Raw genomic sequence first — 16730 nt, 5'->3', positions numbered from 1 at the left:
AACGACGACCATCGCCAACGGCGGGTCGTCCGGAGTGCGCGCGCGGTAATCGTCGCAGTTGCATGCACCAGGAGCCCCGCCGGCAAGCGACGGGGCTCTTTGCGTTTACGGCGCCCCGCTCCATCGCCGGCATCACACACGTCAGCCAGGAGTCGCCATGAACGAAGTCGATCGTCCAAGCCGGAGCAACGAACACGAGGTGCTGCTCGTCATCTCGATTCAAACCCTTCCCGGGAAACGTCACGAGCAGATTGCCGCATTCGAACGGCTGGCGCCCGTCGTCCGGGCCGAACCCGGGTGTCTTCAGTACGACCTGCACCCCGTCGTCGGCGACGAACACGGCTTCGTGCTGATCGAGCGCTGGGCGTCCGAGCAAGCGCTGGCCGCTCACGACGTGACGCCCCACATGATCGCGAACGATGCGCATGGCCCGACATTCAGGGCCGCGCCCGCCAACGTGCTGCGGCTGGCGCCCGACAGTCTCGCGTAGGCGGAAGCAGGACGGCGCGGGCGCACGCGATGCCCGATGCCCGATGCCGTGTGTCGGCCGCCCGAACGGCGAGCCGACCGTCATCGCGTTCCCCGCCCCGGTCGCCGCCGCGTCACCGCAGTTTCTCCGCGACCGCGCGCGCCACCATGCTCAGCGCATCGCCGCGTTCGAGCGCCGCGCGCCGACCATCATTTGCGGGAGTGATGACACGCCCCTTTTTCTGCGGATTTGACCGGGGGCACGGCGCCGACAACACTGGGGCCTGCAGTGCCGCAAAAGACGGCACGCACCCGCCTCCCCTTCAGAGTCCGCCATGTACCCGACCGACACCGTGCAATCCCCGAGCGCCGCCCAGCCGCTCGCCGACCGGCAGCTGCGCCGGATCGTCATCGCCTCCGTCGCCGGCAACGCGATGGAGTGGTACGACTTTTTCGTGTACGGCACCGCCGCCGCGCTCGTGTTCGGCCATGTGTTCTTCCCGCCCGGCGCCTCGCCGCTCGCCGGCAGCCTCGCCGCGTTCGCGGCGTTCGCGCTCGGCTTCGTCGCGCGCCCGCTCGGCGGGATCGTGTTCGGTCACGTCGGCGATCGCTACGGGCGCAAGGCGTCGCTCGTCTGGACGCTGCTGATCATGGGCGCGTCGACGTTCGCGATCGGCCTGCTGCCGACCTATGCGCAGGTCGGCCTGTGGGCGCCGGCGGCGCTCGTCGCGCTGCGCCTGCTGCAAGGCATCGCGTCCGGCGGCGAATGGGGCGGCGGCGTGCTGATGATCAGCGAGAATGCGCCGCCCGCGCAGCGCGGCTACTACGCGGCATGGAGCCAGCTCGGCGTGGGCGGCGGCTTCGTGCTGTCGTCGGCCGCGTTCCTCGCCGCGCAGGCGCTGCCGGACGACATGTTCCGCGCGTGGGGCTGGCGGCTGCCGTTCCTCGCGAGCATCGCGATCTTCGCGATCGGCATCTATATCCGCCGCCACCTGCCGGAAAGCCGCGATTTCGAGCAGGCCGGCAAACGCGGCGCGCACACGCATCTGCCGATCGTCGACTGCATCCGCCGCCACCCGAAGGAAATCCTGCTCGCGATGGGGCTGCGCGTGGCCGAGAACGGCGGCGCGTACATCTTTCTCGCGTTCTCGCTGGTCTACGGCAAATACGTGGGCATCCCGAACGGCGTGATGCTGACCGGCGTGATGATCGCGATGATCGTCGAAATGGGCGCGATGCTCGCGTGGGGCCGGCTGTCCGACCGGATCGGCCGCAAACCCGTGTACCTGATCGGCGCACTGAGCCTCGTCGCGTGCGCGTTCCCGTTCTTCTGGCTGCTCGACACGCGCGCGACGCCGCTCGTCTGGCTCGCGCTGACGGTGGGCACGGCCGTGAGCCACGGCGCGATGATCGGCACGCTGCCCGCGCTCGTCGGCGAGCTGTTCAGCACCGAGGTGCGCTACTCGGGCGTCGCGCTCGGGCATGAAGTGGCGTCGATCTTCGCGGGCGGGATGTCGCCGCTGATCGCGACCGCGCTGCTCGCGCGCTATCACGCGTCATGGCCCGTGTCGCTGTTCCTCGTCGCGCTCGGCCTCGTGACCGTCGCGACCCTGTGCGTGATGCGCGAGACGCGCATCACGCAGGCCGACGGTGCGCGCGGCGACCCGGCATGACCGCGCAACGTTCAGCGTCCGGCGTCCTGCCGTGCGCCGTCGAACGCCGGGGCCAGCCCGAGATGATCGAGCAGCCGCGCGAATTCGCCGAGCCGCTGCCGCATGTACGCGGGTACGTCGACATCCACATAGTCGTGGAAGCCGACGCCCGTGCGTACGCCGTCGCGCCCGGCCTCCATGTTGCGCACGACGCTCGCGGCCGGTGCGAAGCGCGGGCCGATCTCGCCGGCCAGGTACTGCGACGCGTAGTACAGGATGTCGCAGCCGCCCCAGTCGATGAATTCGAGCAGCCCGAGCACCGCGAAGCGCGGCCCGAAGCCGGTGCGGATCGCCGTGTCGATGTCCTCGGCGCTTGCGACGCCCTCCTCGACCATCCGCGCGGCTTCGTTCATCGCGAGCGCCTGGATGCGCGGCACGATATAGCCGGGCGCCGGCCCGCAGATCACCGGCTTCTTGCCGACGCGCCCGAGCAGCGCGGCGAGTGCGTCGACGACGGACGGGTCCGTCGCATCGCTGCGGCTGATCTCGACGAGCGGCATCAGCAGCGCGGGATTCAGCCAGTGCGCGTTCAGCATCCGCTCGGGGTGCGCGACATGGCGCTGCAACCCGGTGACGACGAAGGTCGACGTGGTCGATGCGATCGTGGCACCGGCATCGACGTGTTCGCCGAGCCAGCGCAGCGCGCCGGCTTTCGCGTCCAGCACTTCGGGCAACGCCTCGAACACGATATCGGCGCAGCGCACCGCTTCCGCCGCGCCGTCGTGCGAGACGAGCGCGATGCGCGCAACGACCGTATCGGCCTGCACGGCGTCGATACGGCCGAGCGCGACCTGCGCGTGCAGCGGTCGCAACATCTCGTCGCGCGTGCGCGCCTCGAATGCCTGCCGGCCGGCCGCATCGCGCCGCTTGAAGTCGATCAGCGTCACGTCGAGGCCGGCGAACGCGAACACGAGTGCGATCCCCTGCCCCATGCGTCCCGCGCCGAGCACGTGGATGCGCGTCACATCGGCGGCCGCCTTCATGCCGCGCCCCCCGTGTCGAGCAGCGTGCGCATCGCGTCCTTCGACAGTCCGGCAAGCCCGAGCCGCTCCAGCGTGCGGCCCTCCGCATACAGGTCGCGCTCCGCGACCGCGCTCGCGATGCTCAGCAGCCCTTGCGCGACGGGCGTGGGCGCGCCGGCCCAGCGCCCGCACGACACGACGAACGACAGCCCGAGCCGGGTGTCCTCGAGCATGTAGCGATGCGTGCGCAGATCGATCTTCTCGCGCCAGTCGCCGCTATCGGTCAGCTTGCCGTGTGCGCCGCGCCCGTACATCCACTCGTCGCCTTCGCTCGCGTAGTGATCCGCGAGCGGGAAATGCGGCGCACGATAACCGAGCGCTTCGCGCACCGCGATGCGCTCGGCGTCGAGCGCATTCGTCACGCGGCGGATCGACGGCTGCGTGCCTTCGTTGTGGATGTCCCACGCGTCGAAGTGTTCGAGCGGCCCGGCGTTCATCAGGATCAGCGGCGGATGAATCACGGGGCCCGCGTTCATCAGCGCGCCGGACAACGCATCCTCGACCGGCTCGACCGACGGATAGCCCGCGCGCAGCACGTCGAACGCCCAGCCGGCCGCATTCGCCGGAAACACGCCGGTCGGCAAGCGCGTCGCATAGGCGCTGATCACGACATCGTTGTCGCCGTGCTTGCGCACGAGATACGGCAGCGTGCCGGTTTCGGCGAAGGCGATGCGCGAACGGTTGCCGGCGTCGGCCGCCGCACGCGCGAACACGAAGCTTCCGAACGTGCCGGGCGGCAGGAATACGACCTGGCCGTCCGCCAGCAACGGCGCGACCTGCGCGGCGAGCGCATCGTGCGACGTGGACGGCAACGGCACCACGACGAGCTGCGCGCCATGCAGCGCGGCCACGAGATCGTCGGTCAGGCGGATCGCGCCGGGCGCACTGCCGAGCGGCACGGTCCGCTTGCCGCGATAGTCGGTCACGTTCAGCACGCCGAGCTCGCGCAGCCGCGCGTGCGGCTCGCGGTCGCGCCGCCACCACGTCACGTCGTGGCCCTTCTCGAGCATGTCGATGGCCGCCGCATGGCAGCCGTGGCCGCCGCCCAGAACACATACCTTCATCGCTTTCTCCCGGTGATTGGTTGTTTCCGAGACTACGCGGCCCTCCCCGGCGCGTCGCTTCAAAACGCGCAACGACACGCCCGTTCGCGCAACGCAATCGGCGCGACGCGCTCGCCGCCCCGCCCTCGCATCCGCATCCGCCACGAGGTCTGTGAATGGACATCGCCCTTTCCCGCCATGCGCCGAACCGGCTCGGCACGCTGCAGGCGCCAGACGAAGTCGAACGCGCGGTCGCGCACCGGCTCGGGCCGCACCGGATGGCCGCGTCCGGCCGCGATCCGTTTCATGCGGAACTGTACGAGGTGCCGCTGCATCGCGGCGCGCTGCTCGAACTCTGCTACGGTCGCGAAACGCGCATCGATTTCGGCGACGACGCCGATCACTTCCTGTTCAGGTTGACGCTCGCCGGCACGTGCGAACTGCAGGCCGGCGATGTCGTGGCGCGCGCCGGCCCCGGCGAGCTGACGGTATCGTCGCCCGCGCTCGCGAGCCGCCTGCGCACGAGCCCCGAGTGCCGCAACCTCGTGCTGCGCCTCGAACGCGGCGCGCTCGAACGCAAGCTGCAGGACCTCCTGCAAGCGACGCTCACGCAGCCGCTGCAGTTCGATCTCGCGGCCGGCGGCGCAGGCACGGGTGCCGCGCTCGTGCTGCCGACCTTCGAATACTTGTGCCGGCTCGGCGCGCAGCCGGGCATCGGCACGAACTCGCCGGGATTCGGCGCCGACCTCACCGCGTGGCTGATGGCGCTGCTGCTCATGCACCTGCCGCACTCGCACAGCGGCGCGCTCGCGCGCGGCACGCCGCCGTTGCCGGCGCACGTCCGCCGCGCGTGCGTCCACGTCGATGCGCATCTCGGCGAACCGCTCTCGCTCGCCGCGCTCGCGGACGTCGCGGGCGTCGCCCCCCGCACGCTGCAGCATGCGTTCCGCGCGTTCCTGCACACCACGCCGGCCGCATACGTGCGCGAGCGCCGGCTTGCGGCCGTGCACGCGGCGCTGCAACGCGGCGACGCGCGCAGCGTGACCGACGTGCTGATCGCGCACGGCATCCATGGCTTCGGCCATTTCGCGAAGGCGTATGCACGGCGTTACGGCCATGCGCCCTCCGTTACCGCGAGACAGACACGATGACGCACGCCGCAACCGGCCGCCCGGCGACGCCGGCCCGCCCCGACCCTTCAGCGCACGAGGCCGACTCGCCCGACGGCCTGCGCGTGCAGGATCTCGATCTCAACTTGCTGAAGACGTTTCGCGCGGTCTACGAGGAACGGCACGTGGGCCGCGCGGCGCTGCGGCTCGGCGTCACGCAGCCGTCGGTCAGCCATGCGCTCGGCCGGCTGCGGCTGATGTTCCGCGATGCGCTGTTCGTACGCACCGGCACGGGCGTCGAGCCGACGCCGCGCGCGCAGCGGCTCGCGATCTCGGTCGACAAGGCGCTCGCGATCCTGCAGGACGTGCTCGACGAAGGGTCGCGCTTCACGCCCGACAGCACGCAGCGCGTGTTCCGGCTGCACATGAGCGATTTCGCGGCGAGTGCATTCCTGCCGACGCTGCTCGCCGCGTTCGACCGGCGTGCGCCGGGCGCGGTGATCGAGACGCTGCACGTCGACGAATGCCAGCTCAACGTCGCACTCGAATCGGGGCGCATCGACTTCGCGCTCGGACAATTCGCCGACGCGTCGAGTCACTTCCAGCGCACCGCGCTGCTGCACGAGCGCTGCGTGCTGCTGATGCCGCGCCGCACCGCGCAGCGCATCGGGTTGCCCGGCGATTTCGTGCTCGACGGCGCGGCGCCCGATGGGCTGCGCTTCGTCGCGGTCACGTCGCATCCGCAGTCGATGCAGCTGCTCGAACGACATGCACTGATGCCGCGCGTGCGCGCGGCGCTGCCCGATTTCATGGTGGTGCCGGCGCTGCTGCAGGACGGCGACTACGCGCTGATCCTGCCGGAGACGATCGCGATCACGTTCGCCGCGCGGCAGCCGTGCGTGCTGTACGAGATCGCGGGCGCCGGCGAATGGACCGTCAATGCGTACTGGCACCGGCGCTTCGATGCGGACCCCGGCCATCGCTGGCTGCGCGCGCTGCTGCTGGAGCTGTTCCATATCGGCGAGCAGGCGCCGTTCGACGCATGGCTCGCGCCGCAGCCGCCCGCCTGCGCGTAGCGGCGCAAGCGGGCGCGCCGACCTGCTCAGAACGACGTGAGGATGCCCGCGACGATCGAGCTCGCGGTCGCACCCGGCCTGGCGACCGCGACACCGCCGCCGGCCGCGCCGTTGACGACGAAGCTCGCATGCGCGCCATTGCGCACCATCGCGGCGCCCGTGTACAGCACCGTGCGCTTCGACAGCGGATAGTCGAAACGGATGCCGTACGAATCGGCGTCGCCCTGGCTGTCCGCGACCTTCCGGTAATGGCCGACGCTCAACAGCAGCGACGCGCGCCCGATCGGCACCGTCGCGCTCAGTTCCATGATGTCGCTGTGCGGATACGCGCTCTGGCTGTCGATCGCGGTCGCGACGTCGGGGCCGCCGCGATGGCGCATGTACAGCGCGGCGACCTTCACGACGTCGAAGTCGTACGAAATCGCGCCGAGCGTGTAGTTGCCGTTCGCGGCCGGGCTCGTGTCGCCGAGCGCGGCGGCCGCCACCGGGCTGAACTTCTGCTGCATGTAGTCGACGTCGACCGACAGGCCGCCGCGCACGTAATTGACGCCCGCGCCATAGGTGTCGCCGAGCGTCGCGGGCTGTCCGGCTGCGCCGTTGGTGCCGCGCGCGGCCATCGCGCGCAGCATGAAGCCCGCATAGCGCGGCGACGTGTAGCGCATCGCGTTGCGCACGCGCAGGAACGCGGGCCCGACGAAGTTGTCGGTCGCGTTGCCCCACGCGAGCCCCGCCCCGAGGCCGGGCAGGCTGTAGGTCACGAGCGTCGTATGCAGGATCGTGTAGAGCTCGCCGAACTGCACGCCGCCGAACGGCCCCGTGATGCCGACCCACGCTTCGCGGCCGAACAGCGCGCTGCTGTTCGACAGCGCACCGCTGCCCGCGTTGAAGCCGTCCTCGAGCTTGAAGATCGTCGCGTAACCGCCGCCGAGATCCTCGACGCCCTTCAGCCCCCACTGCGACGCCCACAGGTCGCCGCTGCCCATGCGCACCACGTGGTTCGGCCCGGCGTTCGCGTATTCGATCGCGGTGTCGATGCGGCCGTAGAGCGTCACGCTCGACTGCGCGGCGGCCGGCAGCGCGATGCAGGCGAGCAGCGCGGCAAGCGGTACGGCAAGCCGGTCGGCCCGCCCGTTCGGTTGGTTCATCTTCGTCGTCCCGTAGAAGTGCCGGCGCCGGTCGGCATCGCGCCGCATGATGTGATGCACGCTCGCCGCAAGGGGCCAGCGCTGCCGATCGAAAAACGGGCCGAGTCTAGGAACGACAATTTCGGACGTCGATGCAATGCGGTCTATATGGCTTATAGATGCGCCGCATGATGCACGCGTGCCCCGCCGCACGCGCGCTGCGCGGCGGCCCGCGCGCGCGGCCTCGGTGTTTTCTTTATGCGGGTCGGTAAATGTCCGTGTGGCGCCGCTGTCACTCCGGCTATGGCGGCCGAATTTGGCCGACTACGCTGCGTCTCCGAGCGCGTCGCCCGCATGCGTTCGCGCCGCGACGGCGCCCGGCCCGCAAGGCCGCTGCCGCGCCTTTCCACCGCCCGCTCCTGGAGAATCCGCATGTCCGCATCCACGGCCCGCGCTGCCGACGGCAAGCGCTATACGTACGAATGGTATGTCGTCGTCATCTGCATGCTCGCGTACGTCTTTTCGTTCGTCGACCGTCAGGTCCTCGTGCTGATGATCGAACCGATCAAGCGCGACCTGCACCTGTCCGACACGCAGTTCAGCCTGCTCAACGGCTTCGCGTTCTCGTTGTTCTACGCGGTGATGGGGCTGCCCGTCGCGTATCTCGCCGACCGCCATGCACGCCCGCGCATCATCTCGCTCGGCATCGCGCTGTGGAGCGTCGCGACGGCCACGTGCGGCCTCAGCCAGCATTTCGTGCAGATGTTCATCGCGCGGATAGGCGTGGGCGTCGGCGAGGCCGCGCTGTCGCCCGGCGCGTATTCGATGCTCGCCGACTACTTTCCGAAGGAGAAGCTCGGACGCGCGATCGCCGTGTATTCGCTCGGCTCGTTCATCGGCGGCGGCGTCGCGTTCCTGATCGGCGGCTACGTGATCGCGCTGCTCAAGCATGCGAGCGCGTTCACGCTGCCGGTCGTCGGGCAGGTGCATGCGTGGCAGGTCACGTTCCTGATCGTCGGGCTGCCGGGGATCCTCGTTGCGCTGCTGTTCGCCGCGACCGTGCGCGACCCGCAGCGCAAGGGGCTCGCGCAGGATCGCTCGGGCGCCGTGCGGCGCGTGTCGATGCGCGATTCGCTGCGCTTCGTCGGCGCGCATCGCGCGACCTTCTCGTGCCATTACCTCGGCTTCTCGTTCTACGCGATGACGCTGTACTGCCTGCTGAGCTGGACACCGGCGTTCTATATCCGCCGCTTCGGGATGACGGCCGTCGAGGCCGGCTACACGCTCGGCATCGTGCTGCTGGTCGCGAATACGGCCGGCGTGTTCTGCGGCGGCTGGCTCAACGACTGGCTGCTGCGGCGCGGCCGTGCCGATGCGCCGCTGCGCGCCGGCGCGATCGGCGCCGCGTGCATGGCGATTCCCGCGACGCTGTTCACGCAGCTCGACAGCCTGCCCGCGTCGCTCGCGACGCTCGTCGTCGCGATGTTCTTCGCGTCGTTCCCGATGCCGACGTCGACCGCCGCGATGCAAACGCTCGCGCCGAACCAGATGCGCGCGCAGATCTCCGCGCTGTTCCTGCTCGTGTCGAACCTGGTCGCACTCGGGATCGGCACGACCGTCGTCGCGTTGTTCACCGATCGCGTGTTCGGCGCACCGGCGGCGGTCGGTCATTCGATGTCGATCGTCAACGTCGCGGCGGCCACGCTGGCCGCGCTGCTGCTGGCCGCCGGCTGCCGCCACTATCGCCGCAGCCTCGATCGCGAACGCGGCCATGCATCGGCATCGGCGCCCCTGGCAGCCGATGCGGGCGACGCAATCGCCGCGCGCTGAGCCCATTCGCGCCACCGACCATCATCCATCCCGCTGATTCAGGTATCGCTTTTTAATCGATTTGATTTATGCGATGCCCATCCCTATTCTCGATCGCATGACGGCGCGGCGTCTGCCGCGCCGCTGTTCTCCCACCCCACGGAATTTCCCATGCAAGCGAACCGCCACCAGGTCCGGATCGACGCGCTGATCGACGCGGCGCAGGACATCCGCTGTTTCCGGGTTTCGCGCGTCGACGGCCAGCTGTTCGATACGTATGAACCGGGCGCCCACATCGACGTCACCGCGCCGTCCGGCGTCACGCGGCAATACTCGTTGTGCGGCAATCCCGACGAGCGCGGCAGCTACCTGTTCGCGGTGAAGAAGGAGGCGCAGTCGCGCGGCGGCTCACGCTCGCTGCACGACGACGTGAGCGTCGGCGCCGAATTGTCGATCGGCGCGCCGCGCAACCTGTTTCGTCTGACGGATGACGCGAGCGAGCACGTGCTGATCGCGGCCGGCATCGGCATCACGCCGCTGCTGTCGATGGCGTACGCGCTGCACAAGCGCGGCGCGCGCTACCGGCTGCACTACTTCGCGCGCAGCCGCGAGCACGCGGCCTTCGTCGACGAGCTGTCGGCCGAGCCGTTCGCGCCGCATGTGACGTTCCGCTACGGCGTCGAACCCGATGCGCTGGCTGTCGAACTCGGCCGTTGCGTCGCGTCGCTCGACGCGCACGCGCATGTCTACACGTGCGGCCCGGGGCCATTCATGGATGCGGTGGTCGCGGCAGCCGCGACGCGCGTGCCCGAAGACTCGGTTCATCTCGAACGTTTTGCGGCAGAACCCATGGCCGCGGATGCGGGCCATGCCGAAGCCGGCGCCGGCCCGGCCGACGGCTTCGAGGTGCGGTTGCAGCGCAGCGGGCAATCCGTGCGCGTGACACCCGACACGTCGATCGTCGACGCGCTCGCGCGGATCGGCATCGAAGTCGATACGTCATGCGGCGAAGGCGTGTGCGGCACCTGCATGGTGCCCGTCGTCGACGGCGAGCCCGATCATCGCGACCACTGCCTCAGCAAGGCCGAACGCGCGAGCAACACGGTGATCTGCTGCTGCGTGTCGCGCGCGCGCTCGGCGGTGCTGGTGCTCGACCTCTGACGCATCCGGCACGAGCGGCGCCTGTTCAGGACGTCTCGTGCCATCGAAACGCCCGACGAGTTCGGCGAGCGACGCACACATCCACGCGTTGCCCTCGCCCTCATGCGTCATGCGTCACGCGTTATCGAACCGCTCGACGAGTTCGACGAGCAGCATGCGCATCCACGCGTTACCCTCGTCTTCATGGAAATGCTCGTGCCAGTGCATCGTCACCGGTGCGGGCGGCAGCGTGACAGGCAGGTCATACAGACGGAACGCATTGTCGCGGTTCAATATCTGCGCGAGCCGCTTCGGCAGCGTCGCATACAGATCCGTAACCGACAGCACGCTCGGCAGTGCGACGAAGTGCGGCACTTCGAGCGCGATGTTGCGGCCCACGCCTTGCGCGCGCAACGCATCGTCGAGCGCATGGTGGCTGTGCTCGACCGATTTCACGTTGACGTGCGCGGCGCGCACGAATTGCTCGAGGCTCAGCGCAGCGCCGCTCGGCAAGCCACGCCGGCGGCCCGTCATGCAGACATAGGTTTCCTCGAACAGCACCTGATGGCGCGTGCGAGGCATCAACTCCGGCAGGTTGCCGATCGCGAAATCCAGCCGGCTCGCGCGCAGCGCTTCCTCGATCTCGTCCACCGGCAGCGGCTGCACGCTCAGCGTCACGCGCGGCGCGCGCTCGCGCAGCGCCTGGCAGATCGCCGGCAGGTACGCCATCTCGCCGGCATCCGACAACGACAGCCGGAACGTGCGCGTGCTGGTGGCCGGATCGAAGCGCTCCGCGTAGCGCAGCGCCACACGCACCATGTCGAGCGCCTTGCCGATGATGCCCGCGAGTTCGAGCGCGACCGGTGTCGGCTGCATGCCCGAGCGCGTGCGCACGAACAGCGGATCGTCGAACAGCGTGCGCAACCGCCCGAGCGAATAGCTGACGGCCGGCTGCGACAGCGCGAGCCGCTCGCCGGCCTTCGTCAGGCTGCGTTCCTCGACGATCGCCTGAAATACGCGCAACAGGTTCAGATCGAGATGATCGACCGACGTCATGACCGCCTCCACTATTCGTCAAATTGATGCGTGAACGCATTCTAAATCAGTGAAGCGGATTTCAGGCAGGTGCGCGAAATCGCCGTCAGGCTTCCTGACGATGGAACATCTCGTGGATCACGCCGCGCAGCCACGCAATGCCCGGGTCCGCCGCGAACTGCACGTGCGTGTGCATCTGGATTTCGATCGGCGGCAGCACAAAGGGCAACGGAAGTATGCGGAACGCGCGGCCGCGGTTGAAGCGCTCGGCGACGCTGCGCGGGAAGATGATCGCCAGATCGGTGTGCTGCACGATCTCCGGCGCGACGATGAAGTGCGGCAGCCGCAACACGACGGTGCGCTCGACGTGCAACTCGTCGAGCCACTTCTCGACCATCCGGTGGCCGGTCGCATTGCTGCTCGCGTAAATATAGCGCAGCGCGGTCAGGTCTTCCTGCGTCGGCGCGCGCTTGCGCAGCGGATGGCCGGCCCGCACCATGCACACGTGTTCGTCCGAGAACAGCGTTTCGCTCACGCAGCCGGGCCCCGGATCGGGCACGTAGCCGAGCGCGAGATCGATCTCGCCGCTGCGCATGGCGGCGCCGACCGCGTCGACCGCCGTGCTCGCGATGTCGACGCGAATGCCGGGCGCGACGTCCGCGAGCCTCGCCAGCAGCGGCGGCAGGAAATAGAACTCCGACATGTCGGACATCGACAGCCGGAAGGTGCGGTTCGCGGTGGCCGGATCGAAATGCGCGACCTGCTGCACCGCGAGATCGATGATGCCGAACGCACGCGTCAGCGGGCCGTGCAGCTGGCGCGCCGTGTCGGTCGGCGCCATGCCGGCCGGCGTGCGCACGAACAGCGGATCGTCGAACAGGTTGCGCAGGCGCCGCAGCGCGTGGCTGACGGCCGGCTGCGTGAGCCCGAGCCGCTCGCCGGCCGCGGTCAGGCTGCGCAGTTCCGAGATCGCGAGAAACACGCGCAGCAGGTTGAGGTCGGTGACGACCGGACGGGATTGGGTCATGGTGCTCGTGAGCCGCGGCGGGCGCGCGTCGACACGACGACCAGGCGGTCGCGCGACGCGGCGCAGACTACTCGGCCGATGTTATCCCAAAACTTTCGCTGGCCATCGGGAAATGCGGTGTGGCGCCGGTAAACGGCGGCAGCGCGTCGAAATCCCTGCGCATCAACAGCCGTACCGGCGACGCCAGCGCGTGCTCCAGCGCGGTGGCATCGTCGAACACGACCTTGTTGCGCTGCATCGCATGCGCGCGCGGCGCCGGCAGCGCGGTCCGGTAGTCGACGCGCGTATAGATTTCGATCGCGCGGATGCCCGGCAATCGCGCCATCAGCGGCGGATGATGATCGAGATAATGCGACAGCCATGCGTTCGGGTCCGAGGCTTCGCCGTCGTAGCTGACGAGGTAGGTGCAGCTGTGCGCGGCCGCGCGCGGGCCGGCCAGCGGGATCCGGCGCACGGCCATCGCCTGCTGGACGACGCGCCGCCCCGCCGCCTGCCATCGCGCGACGCAGGCATGCGCGGCGCCCGCCGGTGCGAGCATCGCTTCGAGCCTGCCGAGTTCGGCGAAATAACATTGCAGCACGGCTGCCGGCGACGGCGGACGCGCAACGGGGTCGGCGCGGTCGGCGGCCAGCGCGACGGGCCGATGCACGACCAGCCGCTTCAGCCCGGGCACCGCGCGCAGCGCCGCCGCCGCATCGTCGAGGCCCGGTGGCGGCACGCCGGCGTCATCGTTTCCGCTGCGATCGACGATCAGGAACAGGCAGACGTCCATCCGTCACCCCGCCTGCGCGGCCAGCGGATGCGCGAGCCGATGAAACGCTCGGCCGAAATAGATCAACCCGTCGGCCGCCGCGTGCAGCGCGATGTGATCGACCTCGACGAACATCACCGAATGCGAGCCGACCGCCTTGCTGTCGATGATGCGGCCTTCGAGGCTGACATTCGCGTCGGCCAGCACCGGGACGCCGGTTTTCCCGTCCAGCCAGCGCGTGTCGTCGAATCGCGCATCGCCCGGCGTCATGCCGGCGAACGTCCTGGCGATTTCCTGGCACGCGGACGGCAACAGGTTGATCGCGATGCGCCCGTTGCCGCGCATGATGTCATGCGCACGGCTGCCGCGATTGATGCACACCAGCATCGTCGGCGGCGTGTCGGTCACCGAGCAGACCGCGCTCGCGATGATGCCCCAGCGGCCGTGCGCGCCATCGGTGGTAATGACGTTGACGCCGGCCGGCAGGCGCGACATCGCCTCGCGAAAGTCTCGGCGCATGTCGTCGTGGATCGTCGAATCGTTCATCTGAAGCTCCTGCTGCGAAAAATCGGCGCGATTGCCGGTCACGGATACGGCGTCACCGGTGCGATGCCGGCGAACACGGCACCGGAACCGTCGTAGGTCGCCTCGCCGAGAAACGCGTGCTGCGTGACCACGATCGAATCGCGCACCAGTTGCTGCAGCCGGTTCTCGCGGTAAATCGCAGCCGTGCCCGCGAGCTGGTACGCCTGCATCACGACCTTCGCGCACACCTGCGCGGCGTGCGTCGCGCTCAGCCGCAGCAGGTTGGCCTGCTGCGGCGACACCGGACGGCCGGCGGCCAGCGACGCCCACGCAGCTTCCGCCGTCTCGTAGAAAAACGCGCGCGCGCTGCGCCAGTCGGCCTCGGCCTTCGCGAGGCCCTCGCGGTAGTACGGACGATCGGCGAGACGCGGCGCACCGGTCGTCGTCTTCGTCGCGCCCGACATTGCGGTGAGCAGGTCGAGCGCGGCGCGCGCGATGCCGACGTTGACCGCCGCATGCACCTGCGCCTGGTAAGCAACCGCCGGATAGCGGTACAGCGGCTCGTCGACGGTCGGCTCGCCGCCGCGCACAAACGTCCAGGCTTCGTCGACGAACTGGTCGTTCAGCGCGAGATCGTGGCTGCCGGTGCCCTGCATGCCGACCACACGCCAGTTCTCGACGATCTCGACGTCGTCGGCGCGAAACACGGCCGTGAACGGCTTGCCCGGCGTCCCGCCGTCGGCAGGCGCACCGCCGATGCCGACTCCGATCCAGTCCGCGCCCTTGCAGCCGCTCGCGAAACGCCAGCGCCCCGTCACGCGGTAGCCGCCCGGCACGCGCTGCGCCGGCTGCAGCGGGTACAGCCCACCGGCGAACACCTGGTCGGGACCGTCCGCATAGATCGTGCGCTGCGTGTCGAGCGGCAGCGCGGCGAGATAGGTATTGGCCGAACCGAATGCCGCGACCCACGCGGCCGACCCGTCGGCGATCGCAATCCGTTCGAGCATGGCGAGGAACACGTGCGGCGGCAGCGCGTCGCCGCCGAAACGGTCCGGCGTGCCGGCGCGGAAGATGCCCGCGCGCTTCATCATCGCGATCACGTCGCGCGGCACGTGCGACAGCCGGTCGAACTCGTCGCGCCTGCGTCCGACTTCGGCGATCACCGCCTCGAGGGGCAGCGGCGAGCGGTCGGCCGGTTGTGGTGACGCGGGCGCGTCGGGCACGACGGCATGAATGGCGGAATTGGCTTGCATGGCGACTTCCTGAAAGGGCGAAGGGTCTGGACGAAAGGCGTTGCGACGGTCAGCGCGAGCGGGCCGCATCGCGCATCGCCTTCGGGCGGGTTTCCGGCGCGATGCAGGTCGCGACGACCGTGATCGCACCGAGGATCACGAGATAGATGACGATCGGCGTCGCGCTGCGGTAATGCGCAAGAAGCGCGGTCGCGATCACCGGCGACAGCCCGCCGCCGAGCACCGACGCCATCTCGCGGCCGATGCCGAGCCCCGAGAAGCGCAGGTGCACGGGCAGCAGTTCGCTGATGAACGCCGGCTGCGCGCCTTCGAGGATGCCGATCGCGACGCTGTTCGCCAGGATCAGCGCGACGATCACATGCGAGAAGCGGCCCGACTGCAGCAGCGTGAAGTACGGATACGCGATCAACACGACGGCGACGGCGCCAAGCAGATAGACGGGCTTGCGGCCGACCCGATCGGTCAGGCGGCCCGCGATCAGCGTCACCGGAATCATCAGCAGCATCGAGATCACGAGCCCGCCCAGCAGCCACGATGCGTCGAGACCGATGAATTTCCCGTATGCGAGCGAGAATGCGAAGAACAGATACGACACCGCGCCTTCGCCGAACCGCAGCCCGAACACCGTCAGCACCTCGCGCGGGCATTCGCGCAGCACGTCGACGAGCGGCGTCGCGCTGGACTTCTGCGTCGAACGCGCTTCGGCGAATTCCGCGCTTTCACCGATCGAGCGGCGCATCCACAGGCCGAACCCGACCAGCACGATGCTCGCGAGAAACGGCATGCGCCAGCCCCAGCGCTCGATGTCGGCGGCCGGCAACTGCTGCACGAGCAGGAACGCGGCGGTCGACAGCACGAAGCCGAACGCCGCGCCGCACGGGCTCCACGCGGCCAGCGCGCCGCGCCGGTCGGCCGGCGCGTTCTCGTGGATCAGCAGGATGCTGCCGCTCCATTCTCCGCCCGCGGCAAGCCCCTGCAGCACGCGCAGCAATACGAGCGCGACCGGTGCCGCAATGCCGATCTCTCGATAGGTCGGCAACAGGCCCATCCCGACCGTCGCGGCGCCCATCGTCAACATCGTCAGCATCATCACGGTCTTGCGGCCGTAACGATCGCCGATGTGCCCGCACAGCAGGCCGCCGATCGGGCGCGCGACGAAGCCGACCGTGAAACCGCCGAACGCCGCGATCGTGCCGGTCAGCGGATCGCTGCCGACCGGAAAGAACAGCTTGCCGAACAGCAGCGCGGCGGCCGTCCCGTACAGGAAGAAGTCGTACCATTCGAGTACCTGCCCGAGCACGGCCGTGGTGACCGCACGTCGGACCGAATTCGTGCTGCGGGAAGCGGGCAACATAACCGCTGACAAGGGCGCTGGCGAGTTCATGGGGATCCAGGAATAAAATCAGTTGTCCTGCTCAATAGGTATCGGGCGGCAGGTCCGCGATCGAATCTGTTCACTGCGTCCGACCCACGATAAGAGCGCAGCCGGCCCCGGTCAAATTCCCGCCAAAAATGCCGCCCATGAACCGCATGCATGGCCGCGACCTATCGCGAGTGGCGCGCCTGATTATCCATGCAGCTTATTTAGTCTCATCTTTAAGATCAATTTGACGGATTAATTCGCGATGACGACACT

General features: G+C 69.1%; 15 protein-coding genes. 6 read left to right on the top strand and 9 right to left on the bottom strand.

The window, feature by feature from the left end; genetic code table 11:
* The first annotated feature begins 157 nt into the window (after window positions 1-157).
* Together GQ56_RS0130520 and GQ56_RS0130515 are read left to right on the top strand one after the other, a co-directional pair.
* Window positions 158-490: a putative quinol monooxygenase gene (locus GQ56_RS0130520; protein ID WP_052001067.1), complete on the top strand. Its 333-nt coding sequence runs from the start codon at window positions 158-160 to the stop codon at window positions 488-490.
* Window positions 491-803: 313 nt separating this feature from the next.
* Window positions 804-2141, top strand: a complete 1338-nt coding sequence (locus GQ56_RS0130515) for an MFS transporter (protein WP_031402264.1) — start codon at window positions 804-806, stop codon at window positions 2139-2141.
* Between the two features lie 11 nt (window positions 2142-2152).
* On the opposite strand, the gene GQ56_RS0130510 is transcribed toward GQ56_RS0130515, so the two are convergent.
* Both GQ56_RS0130510 and GQ56_RS0130505 read right to left on the bottom strand, forming a co-directional pair.
* Window positions 2153-3163: a 3-hydroxybutyryl-CoA dehydrogenase gene (locus tag GQ56_RS0130510; RefSeq protein WP_031402263.1), complete on the bottom strand. Its 1011-nt coding sequence runs from the start codon at window positions 3161-3163 to the stop codon at window positions 2153-2155.
* Window positions 3160-4266, bottom strand: a complete 1107-nt coding sequence (locus GQ56_RS0130505) for an NAD/NADP-dependent octopine/nopaline dehydrogenase family protein (protein ID WP_031402262.1) — start codon at window positions 4264-4266, stop codon at window positions 3160-3162. Before GQ56_RS0130505 ends, GQ56_RS0130510 begins: the two co-directional genes overlap by 4 nt.
* 155 nt (window positions 4267-4421) lie before the next feature.
* Between GQ56_RS0130505 and GQ56_RS0130500 the strand changes: the two genes are divergently transcribed.
* The gene (locus tag GQ56_RS0130500; RefSeq protein WP_031402261.1) at window positions 4422-5396 is read left to right on the top strand and encodes an AraC family transcriptional regulator; all 975 of its coding nucleotides are present in this window, start codon (window positions 4422-4424) and stop codon (window positions 5394-5396) included.
* Complete coding sequence (locus GQ56_RS0130495) at window positions 5393-6430, top strand: LysR family transcriptional regulator (protein ID WP_031402260.1); 1038 nt, start codon at window positions 5393-5395, stop codon at window positions 6428-6430. Before GQ56_RS0130500 ends, GQ56_RS0130495 begins: the two co-directional genes overlap by 4 nt.
* 26 nt (window positions 6431-6456) lie before the next feature.
* Here GQ56_RS0130495 and GQ56_RS0130490 read toward each other — a convergent pair whose 3' ends face one another.
* A complete protein-coding gene (locus GQ56_RS0130490; protein ID WP_031402259.1) occupies window positions 6457-7575 on the bottom strand; it encodes a porin in 1119 nt (372 codons plus the stop codon).
* 411 nt (window positions 7576-7986) lie between these two features.
* Here GQ56_RS0130490 and GQ56_RS0130485 point away from each other — a divergent pair, with 411 nt between their 5' ends.
* Together GQ56_RS0130485 and GQ56_RS0130480 are read left to right on the top strand one after the other, a co-directional pair.
* Window positions 7987-9384 (top strand): spinster family MFS transporter, encoded by a 1398-nt coding sequence (locus tag GQ56_RS0130485; RefSeq protein ID WP_031402258.1) that lies wholly within the window; start codon window positions 7987-7989, stop codon window positions 9382-9384.
* Between the two features lie 150 nt (window positions 9385-9534).
* Window positions 9535-10524 (top strand): PDR/VanB family oxidoreductase, encoded by a 990-nt coding sequence (locus GQ56_RS0130480; RefSeq protein WP_031402257.1) that lies wholly within the window; start codon window positions 9535-9537, stop codon window positions 10522-10524.
* Window positions 10525-10638: 114 nt separating this feature from the next.
* On the opposite strand, the gene GQ56_RS0130475 is transcribed toward GQ56_RS0130480, so the two are convergent.
* The 6 genes from GQ56_RS0130475 to GQ56_RS0130450 form a co-directional block, all read right to left on the bottom strand.
* The gene (locus GQ56_RS0130475) at window positions 10639-11559 is read right to left on the bottom strand and encodes a LysR family transcriptional regulator (RefSeq protein ID WP_031402256.1); all 921 of its coding nucleotides are present in this window, start codon (window positions 11557-11559) and stop codon (window positions 10639-10641) included.
* 85 nt (window positions 11560-11644) lie between these two features.
* Window positions 11645-12565 carry a LysR family transcriptional regulator gene (locus GQ56_RS0130470; RefSeq protein WP_031402255.1) on the bottom strand — a complete coding sequence of 307 codons (921 nt, stop codon included), beginning with the start codon at window positions 12563-12565 and terminating at the stop codon, window positions 11645-11647.
* A 67-nt stretch (window positions 12566-12632) separates the two neighbouring features.
* Window positions 12633-13337, bottom strand: a complete 705-nt coding sequence (locus tag GQ56_RS0130465) for a hypothetical protein (protein WP_031402254.1) — start codon at window positions 13335-13337, stop codon at window positions 12633-12635.
* 3 nt (window positions 13338-13340) lie between these two features.
* Window positions 13341-13862: a flavin reductase gene (locus GQ56_RS0130460; RefSeq protein ID WP_031402253.1), complete on the bottom strand. Its 522-nt coding sequence runs from the start codon at window positions 13860-13862 to the stop codon at window positions 13341-13343.
* A 38-nt stretch (window positions 13863-13900) separates the two neighbouring features.
* The gene (locus tag GQ56_RS0130455) at window positions 13901-15094 is read right to left on the bottom strand and encodes an acyl-CoA dehydrogenase family protein (protein ID WP_031402252.1); all 1194 of its coding nucleotides are present in this window, start codon (window positions 15092-15094) and stop codon (window positions 13901-13903) included.
* Between the two features lie 49 nt (window positions 15095-15143).
* Entirely contained in the window at window positions 15144-16478 is a 1335-nt protein-coding gene (locus tag GQ56_RS0130450; RefSeq protein ID WP_031402251.1) for an MFS transporter, read from the bottom strand.
* Window positions 16479-16730: the final 252 nt, after the last annotated feature.

The sequence above is a fragment of the Burkholderia paludis genome (assembly GCF_000732615.1).
Taxonomy (GTDB): domain Bacteria; phylum Pseudomonadota; class Gammaproteobacteria; order Burkholderiales; family Burkholderiaceae; genus Burkholderia; species Burkholderia paludis.
Note: the sequence above shows the minus strand (reverse complement) of the source record. Positions and strands in the feature narration are given on the sequence as shown.